Origin of the sequence: Klebsiella sp. HMSC16C06, from assembly GCF_001808325.1 — a bacterium.
Classification (GTDB): Bacteria; Pseudomonadota; Gammaproteobacteria; order Enterobacterales; family Enterobacteriaceae; genus Klebsiella; species Klebsiella variicola.
The window spans coordinates 207,836-230,542 of record NZ_KV793021.1; the positions used below are offsets into that span (position 1 = coordinate 207,836).

A 22,707-nucleotide genomic window follows, 5' to 3' on the forward strand; every position below is an offset into this window, starting at 1 on the left:
CTAAATATTCTTAAGTCAATGACCGCCTAATCTTCGCCACCAGGGGCTCGTATACTTTTGTCTCTTCCCGCTAATAACGACTTTCCGGAGACAACGATGCGAACTTTATGTCTGGATATCCCTGCGCCCGGCGCGACGCTGGAACACTATGCGCCGCACCTTACCGCGGAAGCCCTGCATGCCTGGGGACTGTATAAGTCTGGCTTTATCCGCGACATCTATTTCCGTCAGGACCGACCCGGCGTCGCTATTTTCCTCGAATGCGACACCGTGGAAGAGGCGAATAACGTCATGGCCGAATTTCCGCTGGCAAAAGCGGGTTTATTAACCTTCGAGTGTATTCCACTCGGCTCGTTTATTAGCTGGGAAAATCTCTTCTCAGCCGAATTTAAACATCAGGAGTAACGATGGGAACGCCTCATATCCTTATCGTTTCCGGACATCCGGACCTCAACCATTCCATCGCCAACGCCACCATCCTCGACGAAGTAGCGACCGCCCTGCCCGACGCGGAAATCCGCCGTCTGGACAGGCTCTATCCGCACGGCAACATCAACATCAGCGCAGAGCAGGAAAGCCTGCTCAGGGCCGATGTGATTGTCTGGCAGTTTCCTTTTTCCTGGTATGGGCTGCCCGGGTTAATGAAACAGTGGCTGGACGAGGTTTTTGTTCATGGCTTTGCTCACGGCTCAACGGCGAAACTGGGCGGTAAAAAACTGCTTCTCTCTTTCACCACCGGGGCGCCGCAAGCGCTCTACACCACTGACGGTTTCTTTGGCCACGCCATTGAAGAGTACCTCCTTCCTTTCGAGACCACGGCCAGGCTGTGCAATCTTGAGCTGCTGGCGCCGGTTTATACCTGCGGCATCAGCTACGCCGACCGGGATGCCGACAAAATCGCCCAGCAAAAAGCGCGTGCCCGGGAGCACGCGGCCAGACTGATCGCGCAGCTGAAAACTCTGGTGGAATAACCCAAAGGGAGAAAATAACGATGCAGTATACCCGGCTCGGTAAAAGTGACTTACTGGTCTCCCGCATCTGCATGGGATGTATGGGGTTTGGCGATCCGTTGACGGGTCAGCATCGCTGGACGCTGGACGAAACAGCCAGCCGGGACATCATTCGCTACGGCCTCGAAAAGGGCATCAATTTTTACGATACCGCTATCGCCTATCAGAACGGCTCCAGTGAGCGGTACGTTGGCCGGGCGCTGCGGGAGATGGCAAAACGCGAGGAGGTGGTGCTGGCCACCAAGTTTCTGCCACGAACCGCTGCCCAGATAGCCGAGGGGATCAGCGGAAAAGAGGCGATAGCCCGCTCGCTCGACCAGAGCCTGCGAAACCTCGGGATGGACTACATCGACCTCTACATCTACCACATCTGGGATCACAACACCCCGGTTATCGACGTGCTGGAGGCGCTGCACACCGCCGTGACCGCCGGCAAGGTGCGCGCGATTGGCATTTCCAATTGCTATGCCTGGCAGTTGGCGAAGGCGAACGCCCTTGCCGAACGCGAAGGGCTGACGCCCTTTGTCTCCATGCAAAGCCATTACAACCTGATTATGCGTGAAGACGAACGAGAACTCTTCGGGCTGTGCGCAGAAGATAATATCGCCATGACCCCCTATAGCGCGCTGGCCAGCGGCCGTCTCTCGCGTTTAGAAGGCCACACGCGGCGAGCGGTGGAAGATGATTATGCCCGGGGCAAATACGACGGCACGGCAGAACAGGACCGGATCATTATTGCCCGCGTCGCCGAACTTGCCGAACGGCATCAGGTCTCCATGACCGAAATCTCGCTGGCCTGGCTGCTGACTAAAGTCACCGCCCCGGTGGTCGGCGCCACGCAAAAGCACCATGTTGACGGTGCGGTCAGCGCCGTGAACCTGCGGCTCAGTTCTGAGGAGATCCGCTATCTGGAAGAGGCCTACCAGCCGCACGTTCTCACAGGCGTGATGGCGCAAAACACGCCGCAAGCCAAAGACCATCCTCAGGTGTGGACGCGGTAACCCTCTGTCCTGTTCAGCAGGGAGAATAAAACATGAAAAACGTGATTGCCGCGGCAGCCTTGTCGCTTGTGCTGTCTGATTTTGCTTATGCCAACGAAAAAAGAGATGAAGCTATGATGAAAATTACCCCTTCAACCCTTGAGGACGCTGATATTCAAGCGGTCTCCCCGGCGCTGGCGCGCTTCGGCCGCGAGGCCATCAGCAACGACCTCTGGCAACGTGACGCCCTGTCCACCCGCGACCGCAGCATCGTGACCGTAGCCATGCTGATTGCCCGCAACCAGCCAGGCGAGCTGAAGCACTATATTGAAGTCGCTCTCGATAGCGGCGTGACGCCAGCGGAAGTATCAGAGATCATTACCCATCTGGCGTTCTACTCAGGTTGGCCCAATGCAATGTCAGCCGTCAGCGTGACCAAAGCGATCTTTGCAGCCCGCGGCATCACGGCAGAGGCCTTGCCCGCCGCCTCGCCAACGCTGCTGCCACTCAATGAACAGGTAGAGAAACAGCGTGCAGAGACCGTGGAAAAAAATGTCGGCCCCATTTCGCCTGGCCTGGTTAAATTTACCGCCGACCCGCTGTTTCTCGACCTCTGGCAACGGCCCGCGCTTACGCCCCGCGACAGAAGTCTGGTGACGGTCAGCGCGTTAATCGCCGCCGGACAGAGCGCGCAGATTGGCTACCACCTGAACAGAGCCATGGATAATGGGCTTTCGGCTGAAGAGGCCGGAGAAATAGTCGCCCAGGCGGCGTTCTACGCGGGATGGCCAAACGCGTTTACCGCCGCCCCGGTGGTCGGCGAGGTATTGCGATCGCGCGAAAGCAAAACTGAATAAAAAAGAATAAAGGACAGGGAAGCTGTCCTTTATTTATCGTTAACTGTTAATTTAAAGGTACCAGGAGGGCTTTCGATTAGGTCTCGCGGAAAGAACATAAACGGTCTATCGAAGTATGGAGACTTCGATAGTGAGTCTGTTCACATCGCTCATTGAGAAAATTTCCGTTCCGTATGCCGTCATGAGTCTCATCCTTTGAAAGCAGCGATCGCTGTAGCGAGACGGTAGCGCGGACATGTCTATTTGGTCAGAGATGGGTATCTCAATTTAGTTACTACACCGCTACTTCGTTTGATTTTTTATCTTAAATATCAGTAATTTGAACTATTCATTTAATATAAATTGATGTTATAGCAATCGCTATACAGGCTCCTTAGTCATGACTGACCTCCCCACACCGCATATCGCAAGAATTTGCTCTCTCAGCCAGCGGTGACCGGGGTCGCGTTCCATTCTTGGGTGCCACATCTGCGATACCGTAATACGACGGCTTTTGAACGGCAGCTCGAAAACATGTACCTGGTCCGTTACCTGCTGATTGAGTAAATAGAGTGCGGGTATCATGGCGATAAGATCCGATTCCAGCGCCACGGACAGGGCTGTCGGAAATCCCGGTACGACGCTCGCAATTTTACGTTTTGTCCCCAGTTCGGCCAGCGCATCGTCGACGGATCCGTGCAACGCGCCATCGGGTGACGCTACCACATGGCCCCAGGCGACATAATCACCCACGCCTATTTCTGCCTGCTTAGCCAGCGGGTGCCCTTTACGCACGACGCCAACAAACCGATCCTCAAACAGTCGTTGCAGCCGTATTTCTGGCCCCATATTACTCTGAACGCCAATCTCCAGATCAACCAGCCCTTCCCGAAGATAGCGCGACGTTTTTTCCGGCTTGGGCGCGAAGCGTATACAGACATCCGGCGCGGCGTCGGCAACCGCTGCTATGAGCGCAGGCCCAAACGCCACCACAAAACCATCGTTTGCCCTGATGGTAAAAAGACGCGCCAGACTTCTCGCGCAGAACGTTTCCGTTGAGGGCTGCAATACTGCCCTGGCCTCGTGCACTGCACGCCTGGCGCGATCCCGGGTCGCTTCGGCCCACGGGGTCAGTACCATGTTACGCCCGGCGCGCACCAGGATCGGGTCTCCTGTGACATCGCGTAACCTGCTTAATGTCCGGCTCATGGCCGAGGTGCTGAGGTTCAGACGACGTGCCGCACCTGCGACACTCGCTTCACTCAGCAATATGTCGAGTGCTACCAGCAAATTAAAATCGGGATCAGACATTATCCTTCCTCCCAGTACATTAAGATAAGGCGTTTGATGCAATAATAAAGTGAAAGTAGTGCGCCTTCCGCCCAGTAAATGCCATCTTTATAGTTTTGTCATCCATACACTCTTCTCAGAGGACAAATGATGACGCTCTTTTCCAGCCAACCCGGCGACGAAGGACTGCCTGGCCCGGCGCGCGCACGGGTGATGGCCGCAATAATGACCACCACCTTAATGGGCGTGTTTGATGGCACCATGATCAACATTGCCCTGCCCTCAATGGCTCAGGAGATGCAGGTACCTGCCAGTATTGCCGTCTGGTTCGCCAACGGGTATCTGCTGGCGGCTGCGATGACGCTGGCGATATTCGCGGCGCTTGCGGCCCGTCTGGGTTATCGCCCCGTATTTCTGGCGGGCCTGACGACCTTTACCCTGACATCACTGGGTTGCGCGCTGGCGAATAAGCCCGAAGTGCTTATCGGTATGCGCGTGCTTCAGGGGATCGGCGGCGCGGCGACGCTGAGTATTGCCCCCGCAATACTCAGGTCCGTATTTCCCGGACGATTACTTGGCCGCATTCTGGGGTTCCATGCCCTGCTCATTGCCTCCAGCTCCGCTATCGGCCCGGTATTGGGCGGTACGATCCTTCACACCCTTAGCTGGCAATGGCTGTTTGCGATAAACGTTCTTCCCGGCACCCTCGCCTTACTGCTGGCGGTCAGAGCGCTGCCGCGGGATGCGATCCCTATGCAGGCGCCCTTCGACACCGTGGGCGCCATATTGTCGGCGCTGCTGTTGGGTTCGACGATCATGGCGGCGAACAGCCTACAGGACGCTACTAATCAATTCGGCAGCCTTTGCTGGATGGCTCTCGCTGCGCTGAGCGGCATGGCTTTTATCTGGCAAATCCGCCGCACGGATCATCCCTTACTGCCGCCGACCATGTTTAAAAATGAACGTTTTACCCTCGCGGCCTTCACGTCGATGGTTGCTTTTGTCAGCCAGGGGATCACCTTTATTGCGCTGCCCTTCCTGTTTCAGAGCGAATACGGCTACAGTCCGGTAGTGTCTGCCCTGCTGTTTACGCCGTGGCCGTTAGGGATCGTGCTGATTGCGCCGCATGCAGGCCGTTGGGCGGACACGATATCAGCCCCGGCGATATCCACCCTGGGACTGGTGATTTTTGTCGTCGGTTTGATCCTGCTGGCGACGTTACCCGCCGGCCCTTCAATGTGGGATATATGCCTGCGAAGTCTGGTGTGCGGAATAGGGTTTGGCTGCTTTCAGAGTCCCAATAACCGGGAAATGCTCTCAAACGTTATTCGTGAGCACGCGAGTTATGCGTCCGGTGTTTTATCCATTATGCGCACTTTCGGGCAGTGCCTGGGAGCCGCCGCCGTAGCCGTTCTGCTGGCAGCAGATGAAAGGTCAATTCATGTTGCGCTGTGGAGCGCTGCCGCGGCCTCTGCGGTATCGGTCATCGTCAGCGCGAGCCGGTTGCGTAAAATTACTCATCCTGCGGAAACAGGATAAATGCGAAAATATCACTAAACGCGACTACTCCAGCGCCAGCAGCGCAAAACGCTGATCCCGCAACCAAAGTGGAGTCCTCCGTCGGAGTTCAATAGACTGACAGAAAGCTATAACCGCTGATTTATCAAGGGAGAAGTGAGTTTAGAAGACGTCAGGAGACTGGAGTTTGGAGCGGGCGAAGGGAATCGAACCCTCGTATAGAGCTTGGGAAGCTCTCGTTCTACCATTGAACTACGCCCGCGAAGAGGTGCGAGAAGCATTATAGCCCTTACGCACCTTGTGACAAGCCTGCCAGATGCTGACTGGCGATAAAATAACCTTTTAGCACTTAGGTTTACTGCCCTGCGGCGGCAGATAGCGCAGCGGATCGATGGCCGTGGCCCGATAGCGGATCTGGAAATGCAGGCGCACAGAGTCGGCATCCGTACTGCCCATGGTGGCAATTTGCTGGCCGGCCTTCACGCTCTGGCCATTATTCACCATCAGCTTATCGTTGTGGGCGTAGGCGGTGATGTAATCCTCGCTGTGCTTAATCATGATCAGGTTGCCATAGCCGCGCAGCTGGTTGCCGACATACACCACCTTGCCCGCCCCGGCGGCATACACCGGCTGCCCGCGGGTCCCGGCAATATCAATGCCCTTATTGCCGCCATCGGCGGTGGAATAAGGCAGGACCACTTTGCCACTGGTCGGCCAGCGCCAGCAGCGCTGTCCCACCGGCGGCCAGGAGGATTGAGGTACCGCAGATGAAGGGGTGACCGCCGCAGTGCGCGTAGAGGAAGATTTTTTCTTCGTCGTCTTTGACGCGCCGCTGCCGTTGAGCTTCAGCTTCTGCCCCACCTCAATGGTGTAAGGCGGCGAGATGTTATTCAGACGAGCCAGATCGCGAACGCTGGTGCCGGTGGTGCGCGAGATGCCGTACAGGGTATCGCCACGTTTGACGGTATAGGTGGCACCGGAGTCGGAGGTGCTGGAGCAACCGGCCAGCACCAGGCTTGTCGCCAGCATCAGTGTCATATAAAAGCGTTTCATCATCAGGCATCCTGCACTTAACACAACCACTTACCTCGCAATCAGGGCGAATATCATACCAGCCCGCGGCGCAGGGCGTCATCCCTGAAGGCTAACAGATGACCCTCTGGCATCACGTTCGGCCAGCGACGGAAAGATTCACGTTCATACCGCACGTCGTGGAGGGCACGCCCCGCAGTCCCAGGCTGCCGCTCGCAGACCAGCCTCCAGGGCTTGTTTTGGTAATGCCTTTCTCCCATTTATGGGCTACCCTAGTGGCCTGAGTACATGACCCGGCGGGTTTGTGCCGGGTCATTTTTTATTTTCAGGAGTCGTCATGGCCGGGGAACACGTCATTTTACTGGATGAGCAGGATCAACCTGCCGGTATGCTGGAGAAGTATGCCGCCCACACGCTTGATACCCCTTTACATCTCGCGTTTTCCTGCTGGTTGTTTAATCAGCAGGGTCAGTTTCTGGTCACCCGTCGTTCGCTGGGCAAAAAAGCCTGGCCCGGGGTGTGGACTAACTCGGTCTGCGGACACCCCCAGCAGGGCGAGACCTTCGAGCAGGCCGTCACGCGCCGCTGCCGCTTCGAGCTCGGCGTGGAGATCGCCGATATCGCGCCGATTCACCCGGCCTTCCGCTACCGGGCGGTCGCCCCCAACGGCATTGTTGAGAACGAAGTGTGCCCGGTGTATGCCGCACGCGTGGTCAGCCAAGTGCAGCCTAACGACGATGAAGTCATGGATTATCAGTGGGTTGACCTGGAAACGATGTTAAGCGCGCTGGCCGCCACGCCGTGGGCGTTTAGCCCGTGGATGGTACTGGAAGCGGAAAACCAGGACGCCCGCCAGGCGCTGATCGATTTCGTTGCGCGTCTGCGCGGGTAAGCTGACTATTCTCCAGGCCAGGCGCAGCTCTGTGCCTGTCATTAATGCCTGGCGGCGCTACGCTTGCACAGGCCTACGGTTCTGCGCCATTGCGTAGCCCGGATAAGGCATTTACGCCGCTATCCGGGATCCCCCGGCTTGCGCTGCGCCGGGCTACGTCAGGCTTCGGCCCTCATATCAGACATAAAAAAACCCGGCAAGCCGGGTTTTTTGTATTTCGCGAAGGGCGATTATTTCTGCGGACGCATCGCCGGGAACAGGATCACGTCGCGGATGGTGTGGCTGTTAGTGAACAGCATGACCATACGGTCGATACCGATACCCAGACCAGCGGTCGGCGGCAGGCCGTGTTCCAGCGCGGTGACGTAGTCTTCGTCGTAGAACATCGCTTCGTCGTCGCCGGCGGCTTTCGCATCAACCTGATCCTGGAAGCGCTGCGCCTGATCTTCAGCGTCGTTCAGCTCGCTAAAGCCGTTACCGATTTCACGGCCGCCGATAAAGAACTCGAAACGGTCGGTGATTTCCGGATTCACGTCGTTACGGCGCGCCAGCGGAGAAACTTCCGCCGGGTATTCGGTGATGAAGGTCGGCTGAATCAGATGCGCTTCCGCCACTTCTTCGAAGATCTCGGTCACGATACGGCCCAGACCCCAGCTCTTCTCAACTTTAATGCCGATGGACTCAGCGATCGCTTTCGCGGAATCGAAGTTATCCAGATCCGCCATCTCGGTTTCCGGACGGTATTTCTTGATCGCTTCGCGCATGGTCAGTTTTTCAAACGGCTTGCCGAAGTCGAACACCTGGTCGCCGTAAGGCACTTCAGTGTTGCCGAGGATGTCCTGCGCCAGGGTGCGGAACAGGGATTCGGTCAGCTCGATCAGATCTTTGTAATCCGCGTATGCCATATAGAGTTCCATCATGGTGAACTCTGGGTTATGACGAACGGAGATCCCTTCGTTACGGAAGTTACGGTTGATCTCGAAGACGCGTTCGAAGCCGCCAACCACCAGACGCTTGAGGTACAGTTCCGGCGCGATACGCAGGTACATGTCCAGATCCAGCGCATTGTGATGGGTGATGAACGGACGCGCGGAAGCGCCGCCCGGGATCACCTGCATCATCGGGGTTTCCACTTCCATAAAGCCGCGGCCAACCATGAACTGACGAATACCCGCCAGGATCTGCGAACGCACTTTGAAAGTGTTGCGGGATTCATCGTTGGAGATCAGATCGAGGTAACGCTGACGATAGCGCGCTTCCTGATCCTGCAGGCCGTGGAATTTGTCCGGCAGCGGACGCAGGGCTTTGGTCAGCAGACGCAGCTCGGTGCAGTGGATGGACAGCTCGCCGGTTTTAGTCTTGAACAGCTTACCGCGGGCGGCGATGATGTCGCCGAGATCCCATTTTTTGAACTGGTCGTTATAAACGCCTTCCGCCAGGTCATCACGCGCGACGTACAGCTGAATGCGGCCGCCAACGTCCTGCAGGGTAACGAAAGACGCTTTACCCATGATACGACGGGTCATCATGCGGCCAGCAACGGCCACTTCAACGTTCAGCGCTTCCAGCTCTTCGTTTTCTTTCGCATCGAAGTCAGCGTGCAGTTGGTCAGAGGTATGGTCACGACGGAAATCGTTCGGGAAAGCGACGCCCTGCTCACGCAGCGCAGCCAGCTTCTCACGGCGGGTTTTCAGTTCATTATTAAGGTCAATTGCCGCGTCAGCGCCCTGTGCTTGTTGTTCAGACATGTTGGTTCCTCATAACCCTGCTTTCAAACTTGCTTCGATAAATTGGTCCAGGCTGCCGTCGAGCACCGCCTGAGTATTGCGGGTTTCCACCCCGGTACGCAGATCTTTAATACGCGAGTCGTCCAGCACGTAAGAGCGGATCTGGCTGCCCCAGCCGATGTCGGACTTGTTGTCTTCCATCGCCTGCTTCTCGGCATTTTTCTTCTGCATTTCCAGCTCATAAAGCTTCGCTTTCATCTGCTTCATGGCCTGGTCTTTGTTCTTGTGCTGCGAACGGTCGTTCTGGCACTGCGTCACCAACCCGGTCGGGATGTGGGTAATACGCACCGCGGATTCCGTACGGTTAACGTGCTGTCCACCGGCGCCGGATGCGCGATAAACGTCGATGCGCAGATCGGCCGGGTTAATTTCGATATCGATATCGTCTTCGACTTCCGGGTAAACAAACGCGGAGCTGAAGGAGGTATGACGGCGGCCGCCGGAATCGAACGGGCTCTTACGCACCAGGCGGTGAACGCCGGTTTCGGTACGCAGCCAGCCGTAGGCGTAATCGCCAATGATCTTGATGGTCACGGATTTAATCCCCGCGACTTCACCTTCGGATTCTTCGATGATTTCGGTCTTAAAGCCGCGCGCTTCCGCCCAGCGCAGGTACATGCGCATCAGCATGCTGGCCCAGTCCTGGGCTTCGGTGCCGCCGGAACCGGCCTGAATATCGAGGTAGCAATCGGCGCTGTCGTATTCGCCGGAGAACATGCGGCGGAACTCAAGCTGCGCCAGCTTCTCTTCCAGCGTATCCAGCTCGGCGACGGCTTCGTTGAAGGTCTCTTCGTCGTCCGCTTCCACGGCCAGATCCAGCAGGCCGGCAACGTCTTCCAGCCCCTGGGACATCTGATCCAGAGTATCTACGATGGCTTCCAGGGAAGAACGCTCTTTACCCAGCGCCTGAGCGCGTTCAGGTTCGTTCCAGACGTCCGGCTGTTCCAGCTCGGCGTTTACTTCTTCGAGACGCTCTTTCTTGGCATCGTAGTCAAAGATACCCCCTAAGAACGTCGGAGCGCTCCGTGAGGTCCTGAATGCGGTTTTTTACCGGATTTATTTCAAACATGGTCGGTTTCTTTTAATGGATTTGTCAAAATGCGGTGATAAGAGCGGAATTCTACCGGATTCGCGCCCTTATTCATACACTGTTGTCAATTTGGCCAGAGGTGATCGATGATCAGCTGCAGGCTGCGGTTGCCGCGGAACTCGTTGATGTCGAGCTTGTAGGCTAACTGCACTTCGCGCACGCCGTTGTCCGGCCAAATGGAAGTATCAACGTTGAAAGCAATACCGTCCAGCAGCGGGCCGCCGCCAACCGGTTCGACCATCACTTTCAGGTGACGCTCGCCTACCAGCCGCTGCTGCAGCAGGCGAAAACGGCCATCAAACAACGGTTCCGGGAACATCTGCCCCCATGGTCCGGCATCGCGCAGCATCTGCGCCACTTCCATGCTCATCTCCGTCGCCGCCAGCGGGCCGTCGGAGACCACCTCGCCCTGCAATAATGCGGGATCCAGCCACTCAGTCACCAGTTCGCCGAAGCGCTGTTGAAACTCCTCAAAGCGCGCCTCTTCCAGCGATAAACCCGCCGCCATCGCATGGCCGCCGAACTTCAGGATCAGTCCCGGATAGAGCGTATCCAGGCGCTCCAGCGCATCGCGCATGTGCAGCCCCTGAATAGAGCGGCCGGAACCTTTCAGCGTGCCGTCGCCGGTCGGCGCAAAAGCGATAACCGGGCGATGGAAGCGCTCCTTAATGCGTGATGCCAGAATGCCGACCACCCCCTGATGCCACTGCGGATGGTACATCGCCAGCCCGCCAGGCAGGGTGTCGCTGCTGCGTTCCAGTTGCTGACACAGGGTCAACGCTTCGGCCTGCATCCCCTGTTCAATCTCTTTACGCGTCTGGTTGAGCGCATCAAGCTCATTGGCTAACACGCGCGCTTCGCCGATGTTATCGCACAGCAGCAGCGCCACGCCGACGGACATATCATCCAGCCGCCCCGCCGCATTGAGGCGCGGCCCAAGGGCGAAACCGAGGTCGCTGGCCGCCAGTTTTTGCGGGTCGCGGTTGGCAATTTCCAGCAGCGCTTTAATGCCTGGCCGACATTTGCCGGCGCGAATGCGGCTTAACCCCTGCCAGGTCAGGATGCGGTTGTTGGCATCCAGCGGCACGACGTCCGCGACGGTGCCCAGCGCCACCAGATCCAGCAGCTCAGCCAGGTTCGGCGCGGCTATGCCGCGGGCGTCGAACCAGCCTTTATCGCGCAGGAAAGTACGCAGCGCCAGCATCAGATAAAACGCCACCCCCACCCCGGCCAGTGATTTCGACGGGAAGTCACAATCGCGCAGGTTAGGGTTAACGATGGCCTCGGCCGCCGGTAGCGTCTCGCCCGGCAGGTGGTGATCGGTCACCAGCACCGGAATGCCCAACGCATGGGCGTGATCGACACCGGCATGTGACGAAATGCCGTTATCAACGGTCATGATCATCTGCGCGCCGCGGGCGTGCGCCTGATCGACCACTTCCGGGCTTAAACCGTAGCCGTCTTCAAAACGGTTGGGCACAAGATAGGAGACGTTACCGTAGCCCAGCGCGCGTAGCGCCAGCACGCTAAGGGCGGTACTGGTGGCGCCGTCGGCATCAAAATCGCCGACCACCACAATATGTAACCCTTTCTCGAAAGCCTCATGCAGCATTTCAACCGCTTTTTCAACGCCGGTGAGCTGCGTCCACGGCAGCATGCCTTTGACGCTGCGCTCCAGCTCCTGCGCGCTGCGCACGCCGCGGCTGGCATACAGCCGCTGCAGCAGCGGCGGCAGGTCGGCAGGGAGATCGACGCCGTCAACCGCCTCACGGCGGCGTAGTTGTATCTGTTGTTTCACGCGAATCAGTTACCGCTTGTCTGTTTTTTATGCTCGTCGAGGAACGCTTTCAGCTCTTTCGGCCCCTGATAGCCCGGCAACACCATACCGTTGCTGAGAACCATCGCCGGGGTGCCGTTGACGCCCATCTGCACGCCGAGGGTGTAATGTTTGGCGATATCCACATTGCAGCTTGCCGGCTGCACGCCCTTGCCGTTCATGGCGTCATCCAGCGCTTTGTTGCGATCTTTCGCACACCAGATGGCCTTCATGTCCTGCTCGGCCTGGCTCTGCAGCCCCTGGCGCGGGAAGGCCAGATAGCGCACGGTGATGCCCAGCGCGTTGTAGTCGCTCATCTGCTCGTGCAGTTTATGGCAGTAGCCGCAGGTGATATCGGTGAAGACGGTGATGACGTGCTGCTCCTTCGGCGCTTTATAGACAATCATCTCGTTGCTCAGCGCGTTCAGCTTACCGACCAGCAACTGGTTGGTGACGTTGACCGGCTGCGCGCCGCTCACATCGTACATCGGCCCCTGGATGATGTGTTTGCCATCGTCAGTGACGTACAGAACGCCGCTGTCGGTCAGCACCGTGCTCATCCCGGAAACCGGCGACGGTTGAATATCAGTACTCTGCACACCCAGCTTCGCCAGCGACTGTTTGATCGCCGCGCTATCGGCATGCGCCGCGCCGGAAAGCGAGGCTGCCAGCAGAGTGAACATCAATAAACCTTTTTTCATACTCAGTCCTTTTGTTCAGCACTCACGCCCGCGGGTGGTGCTGTTGATGAAGTTGTCGCAGACGCTCGGTCGCCACGTGGGTGTAGATCTGCGTGGTGGAGAGATCGCTGTGTCCTAACAGCATCTGCACCACGCGCAGGTCGGCGCCGTGATTGAGCAAATGCGTGGCGAAGGCATGGCGTAATACGTGCGGGGAGAGTTTCGCGCTGTCGATCCCCGCCAGGACGGCATAGTGTTTAATGCGGTGCCAGAAGGTCTGACGCGTCATCTGCTGTGCGCGCTGGCTGGGAAATAAGACATCCGACGCCACGCCATTCAGTAGCCACGGGCGTCCATATTCGAGGTAATTTTCTACCCACATTACCGCCTCTTCGCCCAGCGGCACCAGCCGTTCTTTGTTGCCTTTACCAATGACCCGCAACACGCCCTGACGCAGGCTGATATCGCTCATCGTCAGGCCAACCAGTTCCGAGACGCGCAGGCCGGTGGCATACAGCACTTCCAGCATCGCCTTATCGCGTAACTCCAGCGGCTGCTCCACCAGCGGCGCCTGCAGCAGACGTTCAACCTGCGCCTCGCTGAGATCCTTCGGCAACCGCTGCGGCAGCTTCGGCGAAGCCAGCAGCGCGCTGGGATCGTCCGGGCGAATTTTTTCCCGGTACAGATGCTGGAAGAACCGGCGCACGGCGCTGAGCAGACGTGCGGTGCTCGTTGCTTTGTAGCCGCCGGTTTGCCGCTCAGCCAGCAGCGCCTGCAGATCGTCGCTGCCGACGCTGGCCAGCGACAGGCCGCGATGGTGCAGCCACTCGACTAACATCGTCAGATCGCGACGGTAAGCGCTGAGCGTATTCTCCGCCAGATTCCGCTCCAGCCAAAGGGCATCGAGAAACTGTTCGATTTGTGCCAGATCCTGTTTCACATCGGCCTCTTTGTTCGTTATACGGTCTCATTATGCCTTAAGAGGCCGCCTTTCTGGTACACTGGGCGCAATTCACGGCAAGAATTGAGACGTTTACGCGATGAATATAGGTCTTTTTTACGGCTCCAGTACCTGCTATACCGAAATGGCTGCGGAGAAAATCCGCGATATCATCGGCCCTGAGCTGGTGACGCTGCACAATCTGAAAGACGATTCCCCCGCGCTGATGAGCCAGTACGACGTACTGATCCTCGGCATCCCGACCTGGGATTTCGGCGAAATTCAGGAAGACTGGGAGGCGGTCTGGGAGCAACTGGATACCCTGGACCTGGAAGGCAAAATCGTCGCACTGTACGGCATGGGCGATCAGCTGGGCTATGGCGAATGGTTCCTTGACGCACTGGGCATGCTGCACGACAAGCTGGCGACCAAAGGCGTGAAGTTTGTCGGCTACTGGCCAACCGAAGGCTATGAGTTCACCAGCCCAAAACCGGTTATCGCCGATGGCCAACTGTTCGTTGGCCTGGCGCTGGATGAAACCAATCAGTACGACCTGAGCGACGAGCGCATCCAGAGCTGGTGCGAGCAGATCCTCGGCGAAATGGCCGAACACTTCTCCTGACGCCGCTTACTCCTGCGCCGGTTTTTGCAGCACCAGCCGGCGCAGATCGCGCCATTCTCCGGCATCCATGCTATCCGCCGCCAGCCACAGATGCTGCCCGCGCCGGGTATCGACATGGCGTAAACGCAGCAGCATACCGCTATTGATGACCCACGGCGTCCCGAGGATCTCCCATTCGGCGTTTTGCCAGCGAAGACGGGAATCGGTGAGCAGTTTTATCTCTCCGCGACGGGCATGGATCCGCCGCTGGCTGCGCACGCAGTCAAACACTACCAGCGACAACAGCAGCAGCCAGATCGGGGTGTAGCTTAGCGGCCAGGGAACCAACAGCACCAGCGCCGCCACAACGCCGTGGAGCAGCAGGGAAAACCACTGCGCGCGCCAGGAGATACGGAGATCAGATTGCCACAGGACCACGTTCCCGATTCCGTGTCTGAATTAAGGTTACCATCCGCTGCAGCTCCGCATCGGCCGGTTTGCCGTGGTTCATCAGCCAGTTGAACAGATCCGGATCGTCATTTTCCAGCAGGCGAATGAACAGCTGTTTGTCAGCGTCGCTGAGGGTATCGTACTCATACTCAAAGAACGGCATGATGGAGATGTCGAGTTCGCGCATCCCGCGGCGGCATGCCCAGTGGATACGTGCTTTATTGTTAATGTCCATGTTGACCTTCCAGCAGCAAAATATAGGTTAGTTTAACCCGTTTTCTGCCGTAACTTTACAGGAATATCGCTGAATGCGAGCATCCTTCCATAAAAACCATAAAATAATGATGGGCTTATTGATTCCCTGCGTCAGGCGACTGTCTCACGCCAGCGCACAAATGGCCTGTTGAAAGCACTTGCAATGCACTATAGCTCTTTTACCATTGGTCACACACACTGCGTTAAGCGATTCAGGATATGACTATGGCTTTTACACCTTTTCCTCCGCGTCAGCCTTCCTCTTCCGCTCGTCTGCCGTTAACGCTGATGACCCTGGATGACTGGGCGCTGGCGACGATTAGCGGGCCGGATAGCGAAAAATATCTGCAGGGGCAGATTACCGCCGATGTGAGCAATCTCACCGATGCTCAGCATCTGCTTGCCGCCCACTGTGACGCCAAAGGCAAGATGTGGAGCAATCTGCGCGTATTCCGCCGCGACGGCGGCTTCGCATGGATCGAGCGCCGCAGCCTGCGCGACGTACAGCTGACCGAACTGAAAAAATATGCCGTCTTCTCTAAAGTCACCATCGCCGCCAACGACGATCTGGTTCTGTTGGGGGTGGCCGGCTTCCAGGCGCGCGCCGCGCTGGCGCCGCTGTTCGCTGCCCTGCCCGACGCGGCCGCCCCGGTGGTCAGCGAAGGCGCCACCAGCCTGCTGTGGTTTGAACATCCAGGTGAACGCTTCCTGCTGGTGACTGATGTCGACACCGCCAATCGCGTTACCGATGCGCTGCGCGGCGAAGCGCAGCTCAATAACAGCCAGCAGTGGCTGGCGCTGAATATTGAAGCCGGTCTGCCGGTTATCGACAGCGCCAACAGCGGGCAGTTCATTCCGCAGGCGACCAACCTGCAGGCGCTGGGCGGTATCAGCTTCAGGAAAGGCTGCTACACCGGTCAGGAGATGGTGGCGCGGGCGAAATTCCGCGGCGCCAATAAGCGTGCGCTGTGGACGCTGTCAGGGACCGCCAGCCGGGTGCCGGAAGCGGGGGAAGATCTGGAGCTGAAAATGGGCGACAACTGGCGCCGCACCGGGACGGTGCTTGCGGCGGTTCAGCTGGATGATGGCCAGTTGCTGGTGCAGGTGGTGATGAATAACGATATGGAGCCGGACAGCATCTTCCGCGTGCGCGACGATGCCGGCAGCCTGCGCATCGAACCGCTGCCCTATTCACTGGAAGACGCGTAATAAAGCGTTATGACTCCCGGCTTGCGGCGCTCGCGCCTCAGCCGGGCTACTTGACTGCAAATACCGTAGCCACGGTAAGCGCAGCGCCACCGTGGGATTTCCAGGCCGCAGAGTATCGTAGCCACGGTAAGCGTAGCGCCACCGTGGGATTTCCAGGCCGCAGATAACCGTAGCCACAGTAAGCGCAGCGCCACCGTGGGATTTCCAGGCCGCAGAGTATCGTAGCCACGGTAAGCGCAGCGCCACCGTGGGATTTCCAGGCGGCAGATAACCGTAGCCACGGTAAGCGCAGCGCCACCGTGGAATGTTTATCAGGACTGGCCGACGTACAGATAGATCGCCAGGAAGTGACACACGCTGCCGCCGAGCACGAAGCCGTGCCAGATAGCGTGGTTATAGGGAATACGTTTGCAGACGTAGAAGATAACCCCCAGCGAGTACACCACCCCGCCGACCGCCAGCAGCGTTACGCCGCCCACCGCCAGCTTCACTGCCAGCTGATAGACCACGATAAGCGACAGCCAGCCCATGGTCAGATAAGTCACCAGCGACAGAATTTTAAAGCGGTGCGCGATGGTCAGCTTAAACAGGATCCCCAGCAGGGCCAGGCTCCAGATGACGATCATCAGCCCCTTTGCCAGCGGTGAATTCAACCCCACCAGCAAAAACGGCGTGTAGGTCCCGGCAATCAGCAGGTAGATAGCGCAGTGGTCGAACTTTTTCAGCCACTGTTTCGCCCGCTGATGCGGGATCGCGTGATAGAGCGTAGAGGCGAGGAACAGCATAATCATGCTGCCGCCGTACAGGCTGTAGCTGGTGATCGCCGTCGCGCTGGCGTTGGTGTCTACCGCCTGCACCAGCAGCAACACGAGGCCGACAATACCGAACACCAGCCCGATCCCGTGGCTGATGCTGTTGGCAACTTCCTCTGCCAGAGAATATCCCTGAGTGATTAATGGTTTGCGCACCATATTTGACTCCGTGAAAACAAGAACGCTTTCATTGCCCACTTAGGGTAACTGAGAATGATTCCAGTGAACACCTGTTAGCTAAAATAAAACGATGTATATTTGTAAATACATTAAAATCAAAATGTTACAAGATTATTTCAACTAACAGCTGTGCCGGTTTATTTAAAGGCGTTTGAATTCAATAACATAAAACCGATCTTCCGCAGGATAGATTTCCCTAATCACCTGCCGCAGTTGTTCGAGGGTCATATTCTCCTGTTGAGCATGCTGTTCAGTTAGCGTATCGAGCGTCACCGTCGAGGTGGCGGTCACGGCGATGGTGCAAAAATAGCCGTCATCTTCATAGCGCCCAACGCGCAGGACGTCACCCGGTTTAAAATGCGATTCCGCCGCATCGCGGATAGTAATCGTTTTGCGCCCGGCAAGGATGTCCTCCTGAAAACGCTGAAAAAAGGTAATGTCATTGGCCTGCATGATATAATTCCGTCCTGGTCATTATGAATTGTGAGTTCGCCACTGTGAGTATGTTCTCCCACGCCGCTGTCGCCAGTCTCAATAATCTTGAGATGATGGTCTATCACTATGTCATTAAGAATCGTGACAAAGTGATGTACATGACCATCCGCGAACTGGCCGAGGCCGCCGGGGTCTCCACCACCACCGTGTTGCGCTTCTGCCGCAAACTGCAGTGCGAGGGCTACTCTGAATTTCGCGTACGCTTTAAATTATATCTTGAGCAGAATGAGCCTCAACAGGCAAATATCGGCGCCAGCGAAATTATGAGCTTTTTTAAAAGCGTCAATAATGACGAATTCGATGAATTACTCGAGCAGGCCGTGGATATTATTCTCGCTTCGGAACGTATTATTTTCGTCGGCGCCGGCACCTCCGGCGCGCTGGCGAAATATGGCGCACGCTTCTTTTCCAACGTCGGTAAATTCAGCAACCATATTGACGACCCCTATTTTCCGGTAACCAATGATATGGCCCGTAACGCGCTGGCGATCGTGCTTTCCGTCTCCGGCGAAACCGAAGAGATCCTGCGCTTCGCCAGCCAGTTCAGCCTGCACCGCTGCAAGGTGATGTCGATTACCAGCCACGAGCATTCGCGACTGGCGAAACTGGCTGATTTCAATCTCTCCTGGCACGTGCCGCAGACGCGCATCGGCGGCGTCTACGATATTACAACGCAAATTCCGGTGATCTATATCCTTGAATCGCTGGGACGTAAATTAGCGCGCAAAATCAGCTAAAAATAACAGCCTGTTTTTTCGATGTAACATATTACGTTTAGCGGAATTTGTTATATCGTGACATTCAATTTCGCTTTGCTAGACTCAATCGCAATAGTTATTCAGAGAGATTAGCAAAGATGAAAAAATTGACTCTTCCCAAAGACTTTTTGTGGGGCGGCGCGGTCGCCGCGCATCAGGTTGAAGGCGGCTGGAATAAAGGCGGCAAAGGCCCGAGCATCTGCGACGTGCTGACCGGCGGGGCGCACGGCGTACCGCGCGAAATCACCCACCAGGTCGAAGCGGGTAAATATTACCCTAATCATGAAGCGGTCGATTTCTACGGCCACTACAAAGAAGACATCAAGCTGTTCGCCGAGATGGGCTTCAAGTGCTTCCGCACCTCTATTGCCTGGACCCGCATCTTCCCGCAGGGCGACGAAACTCAGCCGAATGAAGAAGGGCTGAAATTCTACGATGACATGTTCGATGAACTGCTGAAGTACAACATCGAGCCGGTGATCACCCTTTCCCACTTTGAAATGCCGCTGCATCTGGTACAGCAGTACGGCGGCTGGACCAACCGCAAAGTGGTCGATTTCTTTGTACGCTTCGCCGAAGTGGTCTTCGAGCGCTATAAGCACAAAGTGAAATACTGGATGACCTTCAACGAGATCAATAACCAGCGCAACTGGCGCGCGCCGCTGTTCGGCTACTGCTGTTCCGGCGTGGTCTATACCGAGCATGAAAATCCGGAAGAGACCATGTACCAGGTGCTGCATCACCAGTTCGTCGCCAGCGCACTGGCGGTGAAAGCGGCCCGTCGTATCAACCCGGAAATGCAGGTCGGCTGCATGCTGGCGATGGTCGCCCTCTACCCTTATTCCTGCAAACCGGAAGATGTCATGTTCGCCCAGGAGTCGATGCGCGAACGCTACGTCTTTACCGATGTCCAGTTGCGCGGTTACTACCCGAGCTATGTGTTGAATGAATGGGAACGCCGTGGCTTCAACATCAAAATGGAAGACGGCGACACGCAGATCCTGCGCGAAGGCACCTGCGCCTATCTCGGCTTCAGCTACTACATGACCAACGCGGTGAAAGCTGAGGGCGGCACCGGCGATGCCATTTCCGGTTTCGAAGGCAGCGTGCCGAACCCGCACGTCAAAGCCTCCGACTGGGGCTGGCAGATTGACCCGGTTGGCCTGCGCTACGCCCTGTGCGAACTGTATGAGCGCTACCAGAAGCCGCTGTTTATCGTGGAAAACGGCTTCGGCGCCTACGACAAAGTCGAAGCCGACGGCAGCATCAACGATGACTACCGCATCGATTATCTGCGCGCCCACGTCGAAGAGATGATCAAAGCGGTGACTTATGACGGCGTCGATCTGATGGGCTATACCCCATGGGGCTGCATCGACTGCGTCTCCTTCACTACCGGGCAGTACAGCAAACGCTACGGCTTCATCTACGTCAATAAACACGATGACGGCACCGGCGACATGTCCCGCTCGCGCAAGAAGAGCTTTAACTGGTACAAAGCGGTTATCGCCAGCAACGGTGAGAATCTGTAACTGACCGCCCTCTCCCGGCCGGGAGGGGGCAAATCACTTATCCGCCAGACACTTCTTTACAGCTTTACCATTGCCAAAACGCGTTCGCCCGATAAGATAGGCCGCGTGAATATTTGAGGCGATCATGATTAAGCGACAACGCAAAGCCATTCTTTTTGTCCTCCTGGCCTGTCTGGTGGTGCTGACCTGCACCGCCCAGCGGATGGCCGGGATGCACGCGCTGGTCATGAACCTCACCGCCGACAGCCCGTCGCTACAGCAAAACCCGGATAAGGCCGAGGCGCCGGTCACGCCGTGCGAGCTCAGCGCCAAGTCGCTGATGGCCGTTCCGCCGATGCTGTTTGAAGGGGCGCTGTTGGCTATCACTCTGCTGCTGGCGGTGCTGGCGGCGATCCCGCCGCGTATCGAACGCCAGTGGCCTCCCCGCGTTATCTCCCCACCCCGATTGCGGGTGCATCTGCGATTATGCGTCTTCCGTGAGTGATTAATTCTCCTGACAGCTCAGGTTAATTTATTACTTACGGAGAAAATTTATGTTTATGGTATTCAGGCGACTGCTGGTCTGCCTGCTTTGGCTATGGCTGCCCGTCAGCCAGGCCGCCGATAGCGGCTGGCTGCGCGTCGCCGACAATCAACACGCCAGCGTGCGCCTGCGGGCGCAAAGCGGAAGCAATGGCGACACCCGCCTGCTTTTAGACGTAGCGCTGGGAAAGGGCTGGAAAACCTACTGGCGTTCGCCGGGCGAAGGCGGCATCGCGCCAGCTATCGCCTGGCACACGCCGCTGGAGGTTAACTGGCGCTGGCCGACGCCGCAGCGCTTCGACGTCGCGGGTATTTCCACTCAGGGGTATCACGGCGACGTCAGCTTCCCGATGACCCTGCGCGGGAAAATACCGCCGACGCTTAGCGGCGTCCTGACGCTCTCTACCTGCAGCAATGTCTGCATTCTCACTGACTACCCCTTTTCGCTGGATATGACGGCTCCGGCGGGGGAGCAATTTAATTACGATTTCACCCGCGCGATGGGCACGCTGCCCCTGCGCGACGGTCTCACCTCGGCGCTTAGCGCCAGCTACGTCAGCGGAAAGCTGACGGTAACCGCCCGCCGCGATGCCGGCTGGCAGCAGCCAGCGCTGTTTATCGACAGCATGGAGGATGTCGATTTCGGCACGCCGAGTTTTACCAGCCGCGGCGATACGTTAACCGCCACCGTACCGGTCACCGATAGCTGGGGCGAAGCGGCGCCGGATCTGAGCGGCAAAACGCTGTCGCTGGTGCTGGCCGATAGCGGCCCGGCGCAGGAAAGCCAAATCGCCATCGCCGCCGGCAGTACCGCGCCGGGGCTGGCGTTAGGCTGGGTGCTGCTGATGGCGCTGGCCGGCGGGCTTATTCTCAACGTCATGCCTTGCGTGCTGCCGGTGCTGGCGATGAAACTCGGCTCATTGGTGCAAACCGAACGTCGTGAACGCGGCGCGGTGCGGCGGCAGTTCCTCGCCTCGGTATGCGGGATCGTCGTCTCCTTCCTGGCGCTGGCGCTGATGATGACCGCGCTACGCTTAGGTAATCAGGCGCTCGGCTGGGGGATCCAGTTCCAGAACCCGTGGTTTATCGGCGCGATGGCACTGGTGATGGTGCTGTTCAGCGCCAGTTTATTGGGACTATTCGAAATCCGTCTCTCCTCCAGCGCCAGTACCTTCCTCGCCACCCGCGGCGGCAACGGCTTGATGGGCCATTTTTGGCAGGGCGCCTTCGCCACCCTGCTGGCGACGCCCTGTACCGCGCCGTTCCTCGGTACCGCCGTGTCGGTAGCGCTGGTGGCGCCGTTGCCGCTGCTGTGGGGGATTTTCTTCGCCATGGGGATCGGCATGAGCCTGCCGTGGCTGCTTATTGTCGCCTGGCCGGGGCTGGCGCAACGACTTCCACGTCCAGGCCTCTGGATGAATCATCTGCGCGTGGTGTTGGGGCTAATGATGCTTGGTTCAGCGCTATGGCTGGTTAGCCTGCTGACGATCCACATCGGCCGTACGCCGGTGCTTACCCTGCTGGTGATTCTGGCCATCGTCCTGCTCCTGGCCACCGCCTGGCGCTACCGCTGGCGTACGGCGCTGCGCGCGGGCGCTCTGGCCATCGTGGTGGCGGGCGCCGTCGCCTTTGTCACACAACAGGACGGCCAGGGCCCGCGCCGAGACCGGGTTAACTGGCAGCCGCTCAGCGAGCAGGCTATCGCTAACGCCCTTGCGGAGCATAAACGGGTATTTATTGATGTCACCGCCGACTGGTGCGTGACCTGTAAAGCCAATAAATACAACGTGCTGCTGCGCGACGACATCCAGCAGGCGCTATCAGCGCCAGACGTGGTCGCCTTACGCGGCGACTGGAGCCGCCCCTCCGCTGACATTAGTCAGTTTTTAACCGCACGCGGCAGCGCCGCGGTGCCGTTTAACCAGATTTACGGACCGGGATTGCCGCAGGGACAAATTCTGCCTGCGCTGTTAGACCGCGAACAACTTCTCGCCACCCTGTCCGCCGCTAAAGGAAAATAAC

The 22,707-nt window shown here is 57.6% G+C and carries 23 protein-coding genes and 1 tRNA gene; 12 read left to right on the plus strand and 12 right to left on the minus strand.

Annotation, left to right across the window (positions count from 1 at the left end; all coding sequences use genetic code 11):
* Positions 1–96 precede the first annotated feature (96 nt).
* From HMPREF3142_RS23685 to HMPREF3142_RS23700, 4 genes are read left to right on the plus strand one after another with little or no spacing between them, the layout of a single operon-like run.
* On the plus strand, positions 97–405 hold the full coding sequence (locus tag HMPREF3142_RS23685; protein WP_070612783.1) for a superoxide dismutase: 309 nt from the start codon (positions 97–99) through the stop codon (positions 403–405).
* A 2-nt stretch (positions 406–407) separates the two neighbouring features.
* Positions 408–971, plus strand: coding sequence for an NAD(P)H-dependent oxidoreductase (locus HMPREF3142_RS23690; protein WP_032731227.1), 564 nt, complete (start codon positions 408–410; stop codon positions 969–971).
* Positions 972–991: 20 nt separating this feature from the next.
* Positions 992–2,011 (plus strand): aldo/keto reductase, encoded by a 1,020-nt coding sequence (locus HMPREF3142_RS23695; RefSeq protein WP_023340708.1) that lies wholly within the window; start codon positions 992–994, stop codon positions 2,009–2,011.
* Between the two features lie 32 nt (positions 2,012–2,043).
* On the plus strand, positions 2,044–2,847 hold the full coding sequence (locus HMPREF3142_RS23700) for a carboxymuconolactone decarboxylase family protein (RefSeq protein ID WP_070612784.1): 804 nt from the start codon (positions 2,044–2,046) through the stop codon (positions 2,845–2,847).
* A 360-nt stretch (positions 2,848–3,207) separates the two neighbouring features.
* Here HMPREF3142_RS23700 and HMPREF3142_RS23705 read toward each other — a convergent pair whose 3' ends face one another.
* On the minus strand, positions 3,208–4,137 hold the full coding sequence (locus HMPREF3142_RS23705) for a LysR family transcriptional regulator (RefSeq protein WP_008806405.1): 930 nt from the start codon (positions 4,135–4,137) through the stop codon (positions 3,208–3,210).
* Positions 4,138–4,266: 129 nt separating this feature from the next.
* On the opposite strand from HMPREF3142_RS23705, the gene HMPREF3142_RS23710 reads away from it, so the two are divergent.
* Positions 4,267–5,655, plus strand: a complete 1,389-nt coding sequence (locus HMPREF3142_RS23710; RefSeq protein ID WP_060619870.1) for an MFS transporter — start codon at positions 4,267–4,269, stop codon at positions 5,653–5,655.
* 167 nt (positions 5,656–5,822) lie between these two features.
* Here HMPREF3142_RS23710 and HMPREF3142_RS23715 read toward each other — a convergent pair.
* Positions 5,823–5,896, minus strand: a tRNA-Gly gene (locus HMPREF3142_RS23715).
* Positions 5,897–5,976: 80 nt separating this feature from the next.
* The gene (actS, locus tag HMPREF3142_RS23720; RefSeq protein WP_016161813.1) at positions 5,977–6,690 is read right to left on the minus strand and encodes an amidase activator ActS; all 714 of its coding nucleotides are present in this window, start codon (positions 6,688–6,690) and stop codon (positions 5,977–5,979) included.
* Positions 6,691–7,003: 313 nt separating this feature from the next.
* Between actS and idi the strand changes: the two genes are divergently transcribed.
* Positions 7,004–7,558 (plus strand): isopentenyl-diphosphate Delta-isomerase, encoded by a 555-nt coding sequence (idi, locus tag HMPREF3142_RS23725; RefSeq protein ID WP_012540596.1) that lies wholly within the window; start codon positions 7,004–7,006, stop codon positions 7,556–7,558.
* Between the two features lie 230 nt (positions 7,559–7,788).
* Here idi and lysS read toward each other — a convergent pair whose 3' ends face one another.
* The 5 genes from lysS to xerD form a co-directional block, all read right to left on the minus strand.
* On the minus strand, positions 7,789–9,306 hold the full coding sequence (lysS, locus tag HMPREF3142_RS23730) for a lysine--tRNA ligase (protein ID WP_008806422.1): 1,518 nt from the start codon (positions 9,304–9,306) through the stop codon (positions 7,789–7,791).
* Positions 9,307–9,315: 9 nt separating this feature from the next.
* A protein-coding gene (gene prfB / locus HMPREF3142_RS23735) for a peptide chain release factor 2 (RefSeq protein WP_095858446.1) occupies positions 9,316–10,414 on the minus strand; the annotation gives its coding sequence in 2 pieces (ribosomal slippage) (positions 9,316–10,338 and positions 10,340–10,414; 1,098 coding nt in all).
* 85 nt (positions 10,415–10,499) lie between these two features.
* Positions 10,500–12,233, minus strand: a complete 1,734-nt coding sequence (gene recJ, locus HMPREF3142_RS23740; protein WP_008806424.1) for a single-stranded-DNA-specific exonuclease RecJ — start codon at positions 12,231–12,233, stop codon at positions 10,500–10,502.
* A 5-nt stretch (positions 12,234–12,238) separates the two neighbouring features.
* Positions 12,239–12,952, minus strand: coding sequence for a bifunctional protein-disulfide isomerase/oxidoreductase DsbC (gene dsbC / locus HMPREF3142_RS23745; protein ID WP_008806425.1), 714 nt, complete (start codon positions 12,950–12,952; stop codon positions 12,239–12,241).
* Between the two features lie 22 nt (positions 12,953–12,974).
* Entirely contained in the window at positions 12,975–13,871 is an 897-nt protein-coding gene (gene xerD / locus HMPREF3142_RS23750; protein ID WP_008806426.1) for a site-specific tyrosine recombinase XerD, read from the minus strand.
* A gap of 100 nt (positions 13,872–13,971) precedes the next feature.
* Here xerD and fldB point away from each other — a divergent pair, with 100 nt between their 5' ends.
* Positions 13,972–14,493 carry a flavodoxin FldB gene (fldB, locus tag HMPREF3142_RS23755; protein WP_008806427.1) on the plus strand — a complete coding sequence of 174 codons (522 nt, stop codon included), beginning with the start codon at positions 13,972–13,974 and terminating at the stop codon, positions 14,491–14,493.
* A 6-nt stretch (positions 14,494–14,499) separates the two neighbouring features.
* On the opposite strand, the gene HMPREF3142_RS23760 is transcribed toward fldB, so the two are convergent.
* On the minus strand, positions 14,500–14,910 hold the full coding sequence (locus tag HMPREF3142_RS23760; RefSeq protein WP_002916310.1) for a protein YgfX: 411 nt from the start codon (positions 14,908–14,910) through the stop codon (positions 14,500–14,502).
* Positions 14,891–15,157, minus strand: coding sequence for an FAD assembly factor SdhE (gene sdhE, locus HMPREF3142_RS23765; RefSeq protein WP_002916312.1), 267 nt, complete (start codon positions 15,155–15,157; stop codon positions 14,891–14,893). Before sdhE ends, HMPREF3142_RS23760 begins: the two co-directional genes overlap by 20 nt.
* Before the next feature lie 245 nt (positions 15,158–15,402).
* On the opposite strand from sdhE, the gene ygfZ reads away from it, so the two are divergent.
* Positions 15,403–16,386, plus strand: coding sequence for a tRNA-modifying protein YgfZ (ygfZ, locus tag HMPREF3142_RS23770; protein WP_012967246.1), 984 nt, complete (start codon positions 15,403–15,405; stop codon positions 16,384–16,386).
* Positions 16,387–16,697: 311 nt separating this feature from the next.
* On the opposite strand, the gene trhA is transcribed toward ygfZ, so the two are convergent.
* Positions 16,698–17,357, minus strand: a complete 660-nt coding sequence (trhA, locus tag HMPREF3142_RS23775; RefSeq protein ID WP_008806429.1) for a PAQR family membrane homeostasis protein TrhA — start codon at positions 17,355–17,357, stop codon at positions 16,698–16,700.
* A gap of 162 nt (positions 17,358–17,519) precedes the next feature.
* Complete coding sequence (yqfB, locus tag HMPREF3142_RS23780) at positions 17,520–17,831, minus strand: N(4)-acetylcytidine aminohydrolase (RefSeq protein ID WP_008806430.1); 312 nt, start codon at positions 17,829–17,831, stop codon at positions 17,520–17,522.
* 50 nt (positions 17,832–17,881) lie between these two features.
* Here yqfB and HMPREF3142_RS23785 point away from each other — a divergent pair, with 50 nt between their 5' ends.
* From HMPREF3142_RS23785 to HMPREF3142_RS23800, 4 genes are all read left to right on the plus strand, one after another.
* Positions 17,882–18,610 (plus strand): MurR/RpiR family transcriptional regulator, encoded by a 729-nt coding sequence (locus tag HMPREF3142_RS23785; RefSeq protein ID WP_012967245.1) that lies wholly within the window; start codon positions 17,882–17,884, stop codon positions 18,608–18,610.
* Between the two features lie 119 nt (positions 18,611–18,729).
* Positions 18,730–20,163: a 6-phospho-beta-glucosidase BglA gene (gene bglA / locus HMPREF3142_RS23790; RefSeq protein ID WP_038421785.1), complete on the plus strand. Its 1,434-nt coding sequence runs from the start codon at positions 18,730–18,732 to the stop codon at positions 20,161–20,163.
* Positions 20,164–20,287: 124 nt separating this feature from the next.
* On the plus strand, positions 20,288–20,647 hold the full coding sequence (locus tag HMPREF3142_RS23795; protein ID WP_012967243.1) for a hypothetical protein: 360 nt from the start codon (positions 20,288–20,290) through the stop codon (positions 20,645–20,647).
* Positions 20,648–20,696: 49 nt separating this feature from the next.
* A complete protein-coding gene (locus HMPREF3142_RS23800; RefSeq protein WP_070612786.1) occupies positions 20,697–22,706 on the plus strand; it encodes a protein-disulfide reductase DsbD family protein in 2,010 nt (669 codons plus the stop codon).
* Position 22,707: the final 1 nt, after the last annotated feature.

Coding starts and splice junctions, on each gene's coding strand:
- HMPREF3142_RS23685 (WP_070612783.1), top strand. CDS start 97: ATGCGAACTTTATGTCTGGATATCCCTGCGCCCGGCGCGACGCTGGAA.
- HMPREF3142_RS23690 (WP_032731227.1), top strand. CDS start 408: ATGGGAACGCCTCATATCCTTATCGTTTCCGGACATCCGGACCTCAAC.
- HMPREF3142_RS23695 (WP_023340708.1), top strand. CDS start 992: ATGCAGTATACCCGGCTCGGTAAAAGTGACTTACTGGTCTCCCGCATC.
- HMPREF3142_RS23700 (WP_070612784.1), top strand. CDS start 2,044: ATGAAAAACGTGATTGCCGCGGCAGCCTTGTCGCTTGTGCTGTCTGAT.
- HMPREF3142_RS23705 (WP_008806405.1), bottom strand. CDS start 4,137: ATGTCTGATCCCGATTTTAATTTGCTGGTAGCACTCGACATATTGCTG.
- HMPREF3142_RS23710 (WP_060619870.1), top strand. CDS start 4,267: ATGACGCTCTTTTCCAGCCAACCCGGCGACGAAGGACTGCCTGGCCCG.
- actS (WP_016161813.1), bottom strand. CDS start 6,690: ATGATGAAACGCTTTTATATGACACTGATGCTGGCGACAAGCCTGGTG.
- idi (WP_012540596.1), top strand. CDS start 7,004: ATGGCCGGGGAACACGTCATTTTACTGGATGAGCAGGATCAACCTGCC.
- lysS (WP_008806422.1), bottom strand. CDS start 9,306: ATGTCTGAACAACAAGCACAGGGCGCTGACGCGGCAATTGACCTTAAT.
- dsbC (WP_008806425.1), bottom strand. CDS start 12,952: ATGAAAAAAGGTTTATTGATGTTCACTCTGCTGGCAGCCTCGCTTTCC.
- fldB (WP_008806427.1), top strand. CDS start 13,972: ATGAATATAGGTCTTTTTTACGGCTCCAGTACCTGCTATACCGAAATG.
- sdhE (WP_002916312.1), bottom strand. CDS start 15,157: ATGGACATTAACAATAAAGCACGTATCCACTGGGCATGCCGCCGCGGG.
- ygfZ (WP_012967246.1), top strand. CDS start 15,403: ATGGCTTTTACACCTTTTCCTCCGCGTCAGCCTTCCTCTTCCGCTCGT.
- trhA (WP_008806429.1), bottom strand. CDS start 17,357: ATGGTGCGCAAACCATTAATCACTCAGGGATATTCTCTGGCAGAGGAA.
- yqfB (WP_008806430.1), bottom strand. CDS start 17,831: ATGCAGGCCAATGACATTACCTTTTTTCAGCGTTTTCAGGAGGACATC.
- HMPREF3142_RS23785 (WP_012967245.1), top strand. CDS start 17,882: ATGTTCTCCCACGCCGCTGTCGCCAGTCTCAATAATCTTGAGATGATG.
- bglA (WP_038421785.1), top strand. CDS start 18,730: ATGAAAAAATTGACTCTTCCCAAAGACTTTTTGTGGGGCGGCGCGGTC.
- HMPREF3142_RS23795 (WP_012967243.1), top strand. CDS start 20,288: ATGATTAAGCGACAACGCAAAGCCATTCTTTTTGTCCTCCTGGCCTGT.
- HMPREF3142_RS23800 (WP_070612786.1), top strand. CDS start 20,697: ATGTTTATGGTATTCAGGCGACTGCTGGTCTGCCTGCTTTGGCTATGG.